The sequence below is a fragment of the Chloroflexota bacterium genome (assembly GCA_015478725.1).
Classification (GTDB): Bacteria; Chloroflexota; Limnocylindria; order Limnocylindrales; family CSP1-4; genus C-114.
In genome coordinates, this window is sequence record JADMIG010000026.1 from 1 (window position 1) to 13,798 (window position 13,798).

The window sequence follows — 13,798 nt, forward strand, 5'->3', positions numbered from 1 at the left end:
GGGCGGGCGGAATCCGTCAGATGCTCACCAGGAGGGCACTGGTCCGGGCTGGCCCTCGTCCGGCAGCCCTCGGCGAGCCATCCCGAGCGTGAGAGCGGCCGACCCTCACGACTCGACCCTGCCATCTGACCATCAGGCGATCATGTGACCGTTGATCGGCGACCAACGCCCGCCTGGTGGTCATTTGTCCGCGGCGGCTCCCGCGGGCGACCGGCGGCTCCGCGGGCGACCATCGGCACCTCCGCGGGCGACCACCGGCACCTCCGCGAGCGACCGACCATCGGCGTGTCCACAGTCGACCACTCCGCGTGTCATCGGCCATGCTCCGTCGCCGCGGCGAGGATCCGGTCGATGTCGAGGTGCTCCGCGACGAGGGCCTTGATGAGCTCGATCTTTTCCCGATCCGCCGGATGCGTCTTGACGAGGAGGTCGTGGACCTCGGAGGCGACCGGATAGGTGTCCTCGGCGACGAGCGTCGCGAACAGGTCCGCCCGGCGGATCGCGTCGATGACGGCGGGTCGCGGTCGATAGCCACCGGTGAGGACGAGGCCGAGCGCGGCGGCTCCTGGACCGTTCACCTCGATGACGGTCCGGATGACATCCTCCCGGTCGCCGGGCACGATGACGAGTGTCCGCGGGCCGATCCGCTCGAGCATGTGGCCGGGCTCCATCGCTCCGATTGCCACGCCGCCGATGACCGCGTCGAGGTCCGGACCCGGGTGGATCGTCTCGCCGTGGACACCCTCGAGGACCATGCCGAGCGTCGGGTTCGACAGGATCGGCCGATACGGGAGGATGCCGAGGAGAGGGATGCCGTGCAGCGCGAGGCCACGCTCGAGGGTCCGGGCGATCCCCGGCTGGGCATCGAGCTCGACCTTGTTGACGATCGCCCCGGCGACGAGGACGCCATGGGCTCGGAAGAGCGACGCGTTGAGGACGATCTCGTCGATCGGCCGGCCGACGCCTCCTTCCGAGACGATGACGGTGGGCGTTCCGAGGAGCGCGGCGACGACCGCGTTCGAGAGCCCGACCACCGCCCCGACGCCGGCGTGGCCGGTGCCCTCGACGAGGAGCACGTCACGCTCGGCGAACGTCGCGTGCGCGTCGCGGATCCGGGCCGGCAGGTCCTCGACGACCTCACCGGCGATATACGCCTTCGTGAAGCCGCGGGGGATGTGGACGGGGCTCATCGCCGGGAGCGCGTCGCGGAGACCGAACACCGCCCGCATGAGGACCGCGTCCTCGTCCGCCGGGACACCGTCCTGGATGACCGTCCGCTGGCCCACCGGCTTCATGAAGCCGGTGGCCAGTCCCTCCCGGATGAAGCCGTCCACGAAGCCGAGCGCGGCGGTCGTCTTGCCGCGGTTCTGGCCGGTGGCGGCGAGGTACAGGTGGCGCATCCGGCGGCGCTCGGGGCCGATCCGGACCGTCAGCCGTGCGTCGTCGTCTTGCGCTCGACGAGGGCGACCGCGTCGCGGAGCCGACCGAGCATGTCAGCGTCGAAGCTGTCCGCCTCGAGATACGGCCCCAGCCGTTCGAGGATATCCACGATGAGACCGGCAAAGACGCTCGCGTCGGCGACGAAGAACTGCGGTTCGTTGTTGTAGCGGACGAGCGTGAGGCGGCCCTGCAGGACGCGCCGCTCCTCGACGTGGGCGATCTGGGTCGCGAAGTTGTGACCCTGGATGCCGTCGGGGTTGTTGAGGTAGTTCAGGGCGTTGTCGATGGCGAGCCCGAACCTCGCGCGCCAGGCGACGAGCCGTTCGTGAACCTCGGATGGGATCCGGACCTCGGCCACCTCGTCGAAGACCTCCGGGGCCACGGTGAGCAGGCCGACGAGCGTCGTTCCCGCTCGCGAGCCGAGCATGACCTGGAGGCTCCGCTCGAGGGTGAAGACCTCCGAATCGAACCGCGGGCTCGTGATGACGTCCGTCAGGAGGTCCTCCACGTTGTCGAGGACCCCGGGCTCCGCGACGGCATTGGCGAGGTGGAGGATCTCCTCCTTGAACAGGAATTTCTCTTCGTGATCGAGCATGCCGGCGATGGTACAACGCGCCCGCTCAGCCCGGTCCGTCACCGAGCCGTTCGAAGAGATTGTTGGTCATGATTCCGACCCGCCGATCGAACGGCGTCCGGACGCCGGCGTAGCTCCGGTCGCCGTACGCGTCGAGGGCCCAGCTCCACTGGAACGTACCGGCGGCGAAGACCGTCGCCCCGGAATCGGCCGTGTACATCGTCGCCGTGTGGATCGCCGGACTCGGATAGATCTCCGTGCCGTGGATGACCGCGTCGATCGGACCCTGCGCGAGCAGGACCGTGCCGGGGTGGGCGAACCGCGGGAAGAACGTGTCGTATTCCTGGCCGATGAGGTTGGCGATCCGGTCGCCGTCGCGCAACCCGGTGCCCTGGTACAGCCAGTGCCCGCTGGAACGCACGACCCAGTCTCCCGGACGGCGGACGATGTGGCCGTACATCTGGCCGATGACCGAGGCCTCCGGATCGCTGACCGGAGGTTGCCGCCAGCGGGTCGTCGTGAGCGCCGGGTTCGTCGTCGCGAGCGGATCGAGCGCAGCGCTCTTGTAGCAGGTCACCTGCCGACCCGGGCCAAGCCGCGACGGCCCGAGTCGGACCTGCCAGAAGATCTCGTTCGCCGACAGGAATGCGACATTGATGCCGGCCGCGATGGCACCCTCGATCGACGTCCGCATCGGCCGCGACCAGTACTCGTGGTGACCGGCGAAGACGATGAGGCGGCGCCCCTTCAGCAGCTCGGGGTGCAGCTCGAGATCGACGTCCATCATGTACTCGACGTCGCGCTCCTCCCGCTCCTGCCAGCGCACGAACTGCAGCTCCCAGCGGCGCTGGTACCCCGAACCGTAGTCGAGGGTGTACGGGCGGTCGAAGCCCACCACGACGGCCCGGCGGCCGGCCGCGGCGTCCGGTGCGTCTTCCGCGGACGCCCCGTACAGGTCCGCCCCGCCCCATGGGTTGTACGCCTGCCAGGTGATCCCGGCACTCACGAAGAGGACCGGCGCCGGGGTCACGCCGGCGCCGACGGCCGGACGGACGATGAACGGCGCCGTGGCCACCACCGCGCCCGCCTCCGTGCCGCGGGGGATCCGGCCGGTGGGGCCCGGTCGCCCACCGCGGATGACGACGCTGTACATGCCGCTCGTCCAGTCGGCGGGCACCTGGATCTCGAGGGCCGCGGGCCAGGGAGCCTCCACGAGACCCGTCTCCGGGTCGGGAACGAGCGGGCCGCCGGCCTGGGGCCGAAGGCCGCGATCCGTCCGGACCAGGCGCCCCCCGTCGCCGTGATACCAGCCGAGGCGATACCAGTCCACGTCGAACGGCACGTCCGAGTTCACGAACAGCGTCAACCGCTCGCCGGGCGCCGCCGATGCCGGAGCGACGAAGCAGGACAGCGGGTAGTGGGCACCGCCGAGGATCCAGTCGAGCGTGCCGTGCCTGGCGTTCTCCCGGGCGATCGCGTTATCGCGCGGTCGCGGCGTGCCAGGTGCCGCTGACGGGGGGGTCGATGCCGACGGGGCGCCGTTCGCTGCCGACGGGGACGACCCGGGGCCGACCGCGGAGGGTGACGGCGCAGCGGATGGCGAGGCGGCGGGCGCGGGGGAGCAACGGGCGAGCGCGAGGGCGCCGAGCCCGGCGGCGGTGACCCGCCCGCTGGCGAGGAGGAAGTGTCGGCGGTCTACGGGTAGAGGCCGCGCATCGCCGTGGCGTCCGCGACCCGCTGAACGGCGAGCAGGTACGCGGCGGTCCGCATGTTCACCTGTTCCAGCTCGGCGATGCGATGCGTCTCACCGAACGCCCGGATCATGATCTCCTTGAGCTTCGCGTTGACGATCGGCTCGCTCCAGTGGTCGCGGTTGAGGTCCTGGACCCACTCGAAGTAGCTCACCGTCACGCCGCCCGCGTTGCAGAGGATGTCCGGGATGAGGAAGACCCCGCGGTCGAAGAGAATCTCGTCGGCATCGGGCGTCGTCGGGCCGTTCGCCGCCTCGGCGATGAGTCGAGCCTGGATGTTCTTCGCGTTGCGCGAGGTGATCTGATTCTCGAGTGCGGCCGGGATGAGGATGTCGCACTCCACCTCGAGGACATCCGCATTCGTCACGTCCGTCGCGCCCGGGAAGCCCTGGACCGTGCCGTGCTCCCGCTTCCAGGCGATGACCCGCTCGATGTCGAGCCCTGCCGGATTGTGGATTCCGCCGGTCGAGTCGCTCACGGCGACGACGGTCGACCCCTCGTCGACGATGAGGCGGGCGGCGATCGAGCCAGCATTGCCGAAGCCCTGGACGGCGACCTTCGCCGCTCGAAGGTCCATCCCGAGATGGGCGGCCGCCTCGACGATGCAGTAGACGGCGCCCCGGCCGGTCGCCTCGTTCCGGCCTTCCGACCCGCCGAGGGCGATCGGCTTGCCGGTGACGACGCCCGGGACCGTATACCCGACGTGCATCGAGTACGTGTCCATGATCCAGGCCATCGTCTGGGCGTTCGTGTTCACGTCCGGGGCGGGGATGTCGCGCTCCGGGCCGATGAGGACGCTGATCTCCGTCGCGAAGCGACGGGTGAGACCCTCGAGCTCCTTCTGGCTGAGCTTCTTCGGGTCGACGATGACGCCGCCCTTGCCGCCGCCGTACGGGATGCCGACGACCGCGCACTTCCACGTCATCCACATCGCGAGCGCCTTGACTTCGTCGAGGCTGACGTCCTGGTGGTACCGCAGGCCGCCCTTCGCGGGTCCGCGGCCGAGGTTGTGCTGGACGCGGTATCCGGTGAAGACCTGGACGCTTCCATCGTCCATGTGGACCGGGAAATGGACCGTGAGCTCGCGTCGTGGCTCGCGGAGCACGCGGCGGAGGCCCGGGTCGAGGTTGAGGTGGTCGGCCGCGAGGTCGAACTGCCGCTGCGCGATCTCCCATGCGTTGATGCGCACCGCGGTCTGCTCGGTGGTCATGAGGAGCGGTTCCTCCGTGCCGTGACGCCCGATGCGGGGCGCCCGGCGTGCTGGGTCTTCTCCCGGAAGACCCCACGGTCCGCGGCGCTCGATCCCCGGTGTGGCCGGTGATCTGCAGGCGGGTGGCGCGCCGCGTCAGGTGATCCGGCGCCGAGTATAGCGGGTCCCTTCGTCGGGTCGCCACACCCGCAGCGGGTCGCCACCCGCTCTCAGCGAGCGTAGAGGACGACCGCTCCGATCCCACCCGGTCCAAGGTGCGGCCCGATCGACGGTCCGACCGGCTGGATGGAGACGGCCGCCGGATCGATGCCGCCGGGCATCCGTCGGACCAGCTCGTCGCGGAAGCCTTGGACGTCCTCGGCCATCGTGTGGAGGATCGCGACCCGTTCGACCGGTCGGGTCGTCAGCAGCTCGAGGACCCGTTCGCGGGCCTTCGATCGGGTACGGACCTTGTCCGCGGTATCCACCGCTCCGGCCCGGATCGTGATGATCGGCTTGACGCTGAGAAGCGTCCCCACGGCCGCCTGCGTGCCGCTGATCCGCCCGCCGCGCTTGAGGTACTCGAGCGTGTCGAGGGCGACGTACAGGTCGAGGTCCGAGCGGCGGTCCTCGAGGGTCGCCGCGATCTCCGCGGCCGTCGAGCCGCGAGCCGCCATCTCGACCGCCATGAGGGCGAGCAGCCCCTCGCCCATCGAGGCCGACCCGGAGTCCACGACGTGGATCTCGCGCTCGGGGAGGTTGTCCCGGGCGATCAGGGCTGCCTTGAGCGTCCCGGACAGGCTGCCGGCGACGACGATGCAGACGGCCGACTCGGCACCCTCCGCGAAACGGCGCTCGAGGATCGTGACGAAGTCGCCGGCGCTCGCCGCCGCGGTCTTCGGGAATGGCTGGTCGGGCGCCGCCATGCGCTCCCAGAACTGCTCGGTCGTGAGGTCCACGCCGGCCTTGAACCGTACGTCGCCGAAACTCACCTCGAGCGGGACGATGGCGATGCCGGCTGCGGCCGCGGTCGCGGGCATCAAGTCGGAGGCGGAGTCTGTGACGATGGCGACTCGGCTCAACGGGTCCTCCCGAGGTGGTGGGCGGCGGGCGGGGCGAACGGCCAGGCATCCGGCAGCCGGACGGGGCTCCGCCGGGCGAAGATCATTTCAGTGATGAACCATTCATGGATGAAGGACTTCTGGCGGCGCGGGGCCGTCGGTCTGGCCTGGCGCCACGTCCGGCGAGGGCGTGAGGCGGTGCTCGAACGACCGGAGCCGGCTGAGGGGCAGGAGGGCGATCGCGAGGAGGACGATCGTCGCGATCAGCAGACCGTCGATGCCACGGGCCATCGCCGCCGCCCCGCCGAGGAGGTTGCCGGTGATCTGACCGAGGGCGAGGAACACGGAGTAGAGACCCATGATCGCGCCGCGATCGTTCGGGTACGCCTCGGACACGTCGGCGAGGAGGCCGAGGGCGGCCGGGGTCGCCCCGGCGAGGACGAAGAGGCCGATGCCGATCGGGATCGTCTCGGCGAGACGGACGATGAACGGCAGCCCCTCGCTGTGATTGACGAATCCGGCTGCGATGAGGACCGTCGCGCCGCCGCAGATCCCGTAGAAGATGATCGTCGTCCGTCGGATCCGCCGGAACCGCTCACCCCAGAACACGAGGCCGGCGAAGAAGACCACGAGGCCGACGGCAAGGCCGATGCTCACCTGGATCGGGTCGGCGAGGCCCATGAGGTACTGGTTGCGGAACTCCTCCGGGCGATGTCGGACGAGCTGGAACAGGGCCTGACTGGTCCACAGCCCGAGGGACGCATTCACCGCGATCCAGGTCGGGGCGAGCAGCCAGACGTGCGACCGGCCGAGGATCTCCGCGTACCGTCGGATCCCGGGGTGGGCGGCGGTCGACTCGGCCCGCTTCGCCGGGTCCTGTGGGTCGGCGACACCGAACCGGTAGATGAGGAACGAGCCGACATAGATCGCCGCGTTGAGGAGGAAGCCCGCCCGGCCGATCGCCTGCCAGAGCGGCCCGGCAACGACGATGCCGACGCCGAGGCCGGCGAGCGTCGCGCCCTCGAACCGGGCGGCCGCCCGCCCGCGGAGGAGCTCGTCGCCGGCTGTCGCGAGAGCGATGAACCCCAGGATCGAGGGGACCGAGGCCGCCGTGGACGCGCCTTCGAGGATGCGGGTCGCACCGAGGAGCGAGACGTTCGTCGTGGCCCAGGTGAGCAGGACCGCGACCGCCCCGAACGCCGGCCCGTACTGCATGACCCGGTGATGGCCGAGTCGGTCCGCGAGCAGCCCGAACGGCGTCGAGAGGATGAGTTCGGAGGCGAAGAACAACGCGCCGAACAGGCCGAGGGTGATCGGCCCCACGCTGATTCCGCCGTGTCTCGGCAGCTCGGCGAGGTAATAGACGAGGAGGGCGCCGGTCAGGCCGGTCGAGAAGCGAAGGGTGAAGGTTCCGGCAAGGACCGCCGCGAGGGAACGCTGCATCGCCCCGGATGGTACCGGTCGGCCCGGTCGCCGGTGCGGCCAGCGCGCCGGATGCGACTCCCAGGGCGCTGGGTGACCCCCGCAGGACGTCCCCTCGGTAGACTCCGCAGGTGGCGGACGTGATGGCGACCGAACGGCCCCTCGTGCCGATGGCGCTCGCGCGCGGTCGGACCGCTGCGGTCGTTGCGCCGCACCATCTGGCGACCGCCGCCGGCCTGTCGATCCTCCGTGCCGGTGGAACCGCTGTCGACGCGGCGATCGCGACGAATGCCGTCCTCGCGGTGGTCATGCCCAACGGCTGTGGGATCGGCGGTGATGCGTTCTGGCTCATCTGGGAGGAGGCGTCCGCGACGATGTCGGCGCTCAACGGATCCGGCCGGGCGCCGGCCGCCGCCGATGCGGCAGCGTGGCGACGGGCCGGGGCGACGGCGCTCCCGATGCGCGGTCCACTCACGATCACGACGCCGGGAGCCGTCCGCTCCTGGGCCCGGGCCCAGGCGCGCCACGGCCGCCTCTCGCGGGCCACGATCCTCTCCCCCGCGATCGACCTTGCGGCGCGTGGATTTCCCGCCTGGGATGGCTACATCGCGGCCGTCGAGCGGAGCGCCGAGATCTTCCGCACGTCCCCGGCCTTGCCTGATCACGGTTCCGCATGGGCGTCCGTGCACCGACCGGCTGGTCGCCCGTGGCGGCCCGGCGAGCTCGTCCGCCAGCCCGCACTCGCTCGGACGCTCGAACGACTCGCCCTGGCGGGCTTCGACGACCTGTACGACGGCGATCTCGCCGGCCGGCAGGCGTCCGGTCTCGCGGCCGCCGGATCGCCGATCACGGCTGCCGACCTCGCTGCGCAGGACGCGACCTGGGAGGCGCCGATCTCGACGTCGTATCGCGGCGGGACGGTGACCACCCATCCCCCGAACTCGTCCGGCCTGGTCGCGCTCGAGATCCTCGCCATCCTCGACCGGTTCGACCCGCCGACCCGGTCCGCGTTCGGGCCCGCGGGTGTCACGGATGCGGCGTGGCTCCACACGGGCATCGAGGCGGCGAAGCTCGCGATGGCGGATCGCGACGCGTTCCTCGCCGACCCCGCGGTCGTCGACATTCCGGTCGAGCACCTCCTCGACCCTGGTCGGATCGCCGAGCTTGCCGGACGGATCGATCCGGGACACGCCGCCGCTCCGCGGCCATCTGTCCATCCCCGCGGCGGCGGGACCGTCTACCTCGCGACGGTGGACGCCGACGGAAGCGCGGTGAGCCTCATCGAATCGAACTATCGCGGCTTCGGCTCCGGCGTCCTCGACCCCGCGACCGGGATCCATTACCACGACCGCGGGTCGTACTTCACGCTCGCCGAGGGACACCCGAACGAGCTCGCTCCGGGCAAGCGACCCCTCCATACCCTCCTGCCGGCGATGCTCGTTCGCGCGGGACGGCCGTGGGTGGTCCTGGGCTCGATGGGCGGCGACACCCAGCCGCAGATCCTCGCCCAGGTGGTCTCCGCCCTCGTCGACGGCGGGGTCGACGTCGCCACCGCGATCGCCGCGCCGCGGGCGTTCGTGGAGGCGGCGGAGCACTTCGCCCCACCGATCGCCGTGCGGCTCGAGTCGCGCTTCGCGCCATCGATCGCCGCCGCGCTCACCGCCCGCGGCCACCCGGTGACGGAGGTCGCCGCCTTCGATGACCAGCTCGGCCATTGTCACGCCATCGAGCTCGTCGACGGCGGTCCGGCGACGGCCGATGGCTCCGTCGCCGCCGCGACCGACCCGCGGAGCGCCGGCGCACCTGCCGTCTGCTGAGACACCGAGGCTATACTCCCGCCTGCCGGTGGCGCGCTGCGCTCACGACCACCGCCACCGGCGGACACCTCGCCGCCTCGCAGGAGGACGCGTGACCTCGAACGTGGGGCAGAACTACCCGTACACGAGCGAAACGGAAGCCGAGCGCGCGGCCGCGATCGCCCGCCTCGTCGCCGCCCGGGACGGCCTCGCCGCCACGCTCGCCGCGGAGACGTCGCCGCTCGACGACGACGACGACCAGCGCTGGGTCTGGAAGTGCCCGACGAAGGGCTGCCCCGGCCTCCTCCACACGGCCGGCTACGCGCTCGACCTGCATGCCGTGTACGTCGTGTGCGACGGGACCTGCGCCAAGACGTTCCTCCGCTGACCGCCGTCGCCGCGATCGGGCTCGCGGAGGCTCGCCGCCGCCTCGTCCTCGACATGGCCGGCATCGTCGTGTCGTCCGCCGCCTTCGGGGTCGTGTTCGGGCTCGCCGCCGAGCGGGCCGGCTACTCGATCGCGGAGGCCGTCGCGATGAGCACGATCGTCTTCGCCGGCGCCTCGCAGTTCGCGGCGGTCGGGCTCGTCGCCGCGGCGACCCCGTGGCCGGCGATCGTCCTCCTGACGGCGTTCCTCAACGCTCGCCACCTGCTGTATTCGGCAGCCCTTGCACCGTGGCTCCGCGGCGTCTCGCGTCCGGAACGGGCCGCGATGGCCTACGTCCTCACCGATGAGGCGTTCGCGCTCTCGCTCGCCCATTTCAAACGGCTCGGCCGCCTCGACGTCGGCGGCTACTGGATCGCGGCGATCGGGTCCACGTTCATTCCGTGGAATGTCGCCACCGTCCTCGGATTCCTCGTCGGGGGCTCGGTCGCCGCGCCGGACCGATTCGGGCTCGACGTCGTCTTTCCGGCCGCGATGGCCGGCCTCGCCACGGGACTCGTCACCGGCCGGCGGGAGATCGTGGCGGTCGGGGCCGCGATCGTCGTGGCGGTGGTCGTCGCACTTGCCTGGGATCCCCACGTCGCGGTCGTCATCGGCGGCCTCGTCGGTCCCCTCATCGGACTCGCCCTGTGAGCCTCGACCTCATCGGGCTCGCCCTCCTCATGGGCGCCGTGACCTATCCATCGCGGGCGCTGCCGATCCTCGCTCCCGGCATCGAGCGATTGCCGCCGCCCGTGCTCGCCTACCTCCGGCTCGTCGGCCCGGCCGTCCTCGCCGCGCTCGCCGCGGTCAACACCGTGGTCGTGAACGACCCGAACGGCAGGGCGAGCTTCCACGTCGGGATCGAGCTGCCGGCCGTGGTCCTCTGCGTCGCCCTCGTCGCGTGGCGCCGGAACCTCTTCATCGGACTCCTCGCCGGGGTCGCGCTCGCCGCCGTCACCCGCGCGGCCGGCCTCGCCTGATCACGCCCGCCACGACCTGATCACGTCCGCCACGAGCGGACTATGGGGTCGCGGCTGGCGGCGACGATGAGCCCCGCGAGGAGGGCGGTGCGGGGAACGATCGAGTCCACCTCGAGATATTCGGCCGGCGAGTGGTCGTTGCCGCCGATCGGCCCGAGGCCGTCGAGACTCGGCACGCCCATGCCCGCGGTCGTGTTCGCGTCCGAGGCGCCGCCGGTCGCCGCATCGCGGAGCGGAAAGCCGAGCCGGGCGGCGGTATCCACGGCGAGCTCGACGAGCCGGCCGGACCGCTCGAGCTTCTCCATCGGCCACCAGCGGGCCATCGGCTCGAGCTCGACGGTCACATCGGGGACAGCTGGGGTCGCGATGAGCTCGCGGACGGCCGCCTCGGCCGCCTCGAGGTCCGCCCGGACGATCGCCCGGAGATCCACCTCGAGCGTCGCCTGCTCGGCGACCACGTTCGGCCGTGTCCCGCCGTGGAGGACGCCGACGTTGCATGTCACGCCCGGCCAGCGCCCGCTCAGGGCATGGAGCGCCGGCACGAGGTGGGCGGCGGCGAGGATCGCGCTGCGGCCCTTCTCGGGCTCCACCCCGGCGTGCGCGGCGCGGCCGTGGATCGTGAGGCGAGCGTCGAGGATCCCCTTGCGCGAGCTCACGATGTCGCCATTCGCGCGGGCGCATTCGAGGACAAGGCAGAGGTCCGCCTCGGCGGCGGCCAGCCGGATGATCGGCGTCGATGTCGGGGAGCCGATCTCCTCGTCGGGATTGGCGATGAACGTCATGCGTTCGAACGGCAGCGGATCGTGGGTCCGGCGCAGTGCGGCGAGCGCATGGAGACCGGTCAGGAGGCCGCCCTTCATGTCCGTCACGCCCGGCCCGTAGGCGCGGCCGGCTTCGATCCGGAACGGGCGGTCCGCCACGGTCCCCGGATCGAAGACGGTGTCCATGTGGCCGACGAGCAGGAGACGCGGCCCGCCCGGTGTCCCGTCCACGGTCCCGACGACGGTGTCGCCGAGCGTGTCGTGCCGATGGACGGTCACGGTCGCCCCGAGTTCGCGGAGATAGCCGCCGACCCAGCGGCCGACTTCGTCGACGCCGGCCTTCGTGTAGCTCCCGCAGTCGATGCCGACGAGGGTCGCGAGGTCGGCGAGGAACGCCGGCTCGTCGTCGGCGACGAGATCGTGGAGCGTGGCGAGCCCGGGGTCGGCGATGGGGTGGTCCATGGCGCAGCGAAGCATATCGGGCGGGCGGGAGCCCGGAGCCGATCGCGCGCAGATGACCCGCTCCTGTCGTGCGCCAGGAGCCGCCGCTCGTCCGGACCGCCGCGCTATCCTGCGCGGATCGTGCGTCTCATCGAGGTTCGCCTGCTCGAGGGTCCGAACGTCTACCGGCTCGAGCCGGTGGTGAAGCTCGAGCTCGCGGTCGGCCGCCGCAGGACGTGGTACGGGCAGCGCGAACCGGCCCGTCACGCGCTGGTCCGTCTCGGCGCGAACGTCCCGCCACGCGACTGGCCGGACCCGATCGCCGCCGTCGCGGGCTGGGTCCGGCGCCTGCGCGCGGATCATGGCGAGGGCACGGCCGCCGTCGCCGTCCACCGATCGTCCGATCCGGGTCACTGGATCGTGACGTGGCCGTGGCTCGGAGCGGAGCGGGCGGTGGCGATCGCCGATGCCGCGGTCGCGCTCGGCGAGCGCGACGTGTCGGCCGAACGTCGCGCTCGGCTGACCGGAGCCCAGACGCGACTCCTGGCTCGCCACGAGGCGACGATCGCGGCCGCCGGCACGTCGCCGCCGGCGTGGATCCGGGATCCGCAGCGCCGGATGCCCATCGTCTCGATCTCCGGCACGAACGGCAAGAGCACCGTGACGCGCCTCATCACGCACATCCTCCTCGAGGCGGGGCGGCGCGTCGGGACCACCACGTCGGACGGGGTGCTCGTGGACGGCCGCCTCATCGAGCCCGGCGACTGGACCGGTCCCGGCGGTGCGGCCCGGGTCCTCGGCCGCCACGACGTCGACGTCGCCGTCCTCGAGACCGCCCGTGGCGGGATCGTCCTCCGCGGGGTCGGCTACGAGTCGAACGAGGCGAGCGTCCTGACGAACGTCTCGTCCGATCACCTCGACCTGCAGGGCATCCACACCCTGCCCGAGCTTGCCGAGGTGAAGTCGACGATCTGCCGGATCACCCGCGCGGACGGCTGGACGATCCTCAACGGCGACGACCCACTCGTCGCGAGCGTCGCCCGTCGGGTCCGGTCGCGGGTGGCGTTCTTCTCGATCGCGCCGGACCCTCCGGCGGTCGTCCGTCGCCATCTCGCCGCCGGCGGTCGGGCGTACCTCCTGCGCGGCGCAACGCTCCTCGAGGTCGAGGGTGCCGCCGACGCCGGCCGATCGATCGGGACCGTTCGCGAGGTGCCGATCGCCGTCGGCGGACTCGCCCGCCACAACGTGGCCAACGCGCTCGCCGCTGCCGGCGGCGCCCGCGCCCTCGGGGTGACCGTCGATGACGTCGCCCACGGGCTGCGCGACTTCCGCCCGTCGGCGGACCGCTCGCCCGGCCGGCTCAACCTGTTCCGCCTCGGGGCGCGGATCATCATCGTCGACTTCGCCCACAACGAGGCCGGCATCGAGGCGATCCTCGACGTCGCGGAGGGGATCGCTGGCGGCGCGGCGGGCCGCGCGGCGCCGATCACGGCGATCATCGGGACGGCGGGCGATCGGCCAGACGACACACTCCGCGGCATCGGCCGGATCGCGGCCAGGCGAGCCCAGCGAGTCGCGATCAAGGAGACGCTGAGCTATCTCCGCGGCCGGACCCGCGAGTCGATCGTCGGTGAGCTCGTGGCCGGTGCGGTCTCCGGCGGCCTGAGCGCGGGATCGATCCCCGTCTATCCGTCGGAGACGGCGGCGCTCCGGGCGGAGCTCAACGGCGCGGCGGCGCAGGCGGGGGCGTCCGGCGCTCGACCCGACGCCCCGCGCGTCGTCGTCCTCCTGTGCCACGAGGAGCGCGACGAGGTCTTCAGCCTCCTCGCCGAGCTCGGTGCCCGTGCGGTCGACGTCGCGGCGGAGCTCACCGAGCTCGTCCCCCGCCTCCAGGATCGCCTGCAGGGCTGATCCGGCGCCGCGGCCAGCGCCGCGAGGTGTCATCCGGCGCCTCGAT

Annotated in this window: 12 protein-coding genes; 5 read left to right on the top strand and 7 right to left on the bottom strand. The window is 71.9% G+C overall.

Going from position 1 to position 13,798, the window contains the following annotated elements; all coding sequences use genetic code 11:
- Nucleotides 1-311: 311 nt before the first annotated feature.
- The 6 genes from IVW53_12650 to IVW53_12675 form a co-directional block, all read right to left on the bottom strand.
- Nucleotides 312-1,400 carry an AAA family ATPase gene (locus tag IVW53_12650; protein ID MBF6606422.1) on the bottom strand — a complete coding sequence of 363 codons (1,089 nt, stop codon included), beginning with the start codon at nucleotides 1,398-1,400 and terminating at the stop codon, nucleotides 312-314.
- 29 nt (nucleotides 1,401-1,429) lie between these two features.
- On the bottom strand, nucleotides 1,430-2,035 hold the full coding sequence (locus IVW53_12655) for a hypothetical protein (GenBank protein ID MBF6606423.1): 606 nt from the start codon (nucleotides 2,033-2,035) through the stop codon (nucleotides 1,430-1,432).
- A gap of 25 nt (nucleotides 2,036-2,060) precedes the next feature.
- A complete protein-coding gene (locus IVW53_12660; GenBank protein MBF6606424.1) occupies nucleotides 2,061-3,380 on the bottom strand; it encodes a hypothetical protein in 1,320 nt (439 codons plus the stop codon).
- 329 nt (nucleotides 3,381-3,709) lie between these two features.
- Nucleotides 3,710-4,975 carry a Glu/Leu/Phe/Val dehydrogenase gene (locus IVW53_12665; protein ID MBF6606425.1) on the bottom strand — a complete coding sequence of 422 codons (1,266 nt, stop codon included), beginning with the start codon at nucleotides 4,973-4,975 and terminating at the stop codon, nucleotides 3,710-3,712.
- Nucleotides 4,976-5,184: 209 nt separating this feature from the next.
- The gene (locus IVW53_12670; GenBank protein ID MBF6606426.1) at nucleotides 5,185-6,036 is read right to left on the bottom strand and encodes a DegV family protein; all 852 of its coding nucleotides are present in this window, start codon (nucleotides 6,034-6,036) and stop codon (nucleotides 5,185-5,187) included.
- 102 nt (nucleotides 6,037-6,138) lie between these two features.
- Nucleotides 6,139-7,458 carry an MFS transporter gene (locus tag IVW53_12675; GenBank protein MBF6606427.1) on the bottom strand — a complete coding sequence of 440 codons (1,320 nt, stop codon included), beginning with the start codon at nucleotides 7,456-7,458 and terminating at the stop codon, nucleotides 6,139-6,141.
- Nucleotides 7,459-7,568: 110 nt separating this feature from the next.
- Here IVW53_12675 and IVW53_12680 point away from each other — a divergent pair, with 110 nt between their 5' ends.
- The 4 genes from IVW53_12680 to IVW53_12695 all read left to right on the top strand — a co-directional run bounded on the left by IVW53_12680 (nucleotide 7,569) and on the right by IVW53_12695 (nucleotide 10,639).
- Complete coding sequence (locus IVW53_12680) at nucleotides 7,569-9,254, top strand: gamma-glutamyltransferase family protein (protein MBF6606428.1); 1,686 nt, start codon at nucleotides 7,569-7,571, stop codon at nucleotides 9,252-9,254.
- Between the two features lie 91 nt (nucleotides 9,255-9,345).
- Nucleotides 9,346-9,621 (top strand): hypothetical protein, encoded by a 276-nt coding sequence (locus IVW53_12685; GenBank protein MBF6606429.1) that lies wholly within the window; start codon nucleotides 9,346-9,348, stop codon nucleotides 9,619-9,621.
- Complete coding sequence (locus tag IVW53_12690) at nucleotides 9,585-10,310, top strand: AzlC family ABC transporter permease (GenBank protein ID MBF6606430.1); 726 nt, start codon at nucleotides 9,585-9,587, stop codon at nucleotides 10,308-10,310. Before IVW53_12685 ends, IVW53_12690 begins: the two co-directional genes overlap by 37 nt.
- On the top strand, nucleotides 10,307-10,639 hold the full coding sequence (locus tag IVW53_12695; GenBank protein ID MBF6606431.1) for an AzlD domain-containing protein: 333 nt from the start codon (nucleotides 10,307-10,309) through the stop codon (nucleotides 10,637-10,639). Before IVW53_12690 ends, IVW53_12695 begins: the two co-directional genes overlap by 4 nt.
- A gap of 20 nt (nucleotides 10,640-10,659) precedes the next feature.
- Here IVW53_12695 and IVW53_12700 read toward each other — a convergent pair whose 3' ends face one another.
- Nucleotides 10,660-11,862, bottom strand: coding sequence for a M20 family metallopeptidase (locus IVW53_12700; GenBank protein MBF6606432.1), 1,203 nt, complete (start codon nucleotides 11,860-11,862; stop codon nucleotides 10,660-10,662).
- Nucleotides 11,863-11,982: 120 nt separating this feature from the next.
- Here IVW53_12700 and IVW53_12705 point away from each other — a divergent pair, with 120 nt between their 5' ends.
- On the top strand, nucleotides 11,983-13,752 hold the full coding sequence (locus tag IVW53_12705; GenBank protein ID MBF6606433.1) for a hypothetical protein: 1,770 nt from the start codon (nucleotides 11,983-11,985) through the stop codon (nucleotides 13,750-13,752).
- Nucleotides 13,753-13,798 lie beyond the last annotated feature (46 nt).

Excerpts from the sequence above, each read along its gene's own strand:
- IVW53_12650 (MBF6606422.1), bottom strand. The coding sequence starts at position 1,400 with ATGCGCCACCTGTACCTCGCCGCCACCGGCCAGAACCGCGGCAAGACG.
- IVW53_12655 (MBF6606423.1), bottom strand. The coding sequence starts at position 2,035 with ATGCTCGATCACGAAGAGAAATTCCTGTTCAAGGAGGAGATCCTCCAC.
- IVW53_12665 (MBF6606425.1), bottom strand. The coding sequence starts at position 4,975 with ATGACCACCGAGCAGACCGCGGTGCGCATCAACGCATGGGAGATCGCG.
- IVW53_12675 (MBF6606427.1), bottom strand. The coding sequence starts at position 7,458 with ATGCAGCGTTCCCTCGCGGCGGTCCTTGCCGGAACCTTCACCCTTCGC.
- IVW53_12700 (MBF6606432.1), bottom strand. The coding sequence starts at position 11,862 with ATGGACCACCCCATCGCCGACCCCGGGCTCGCCACGCTCCACGATCTC.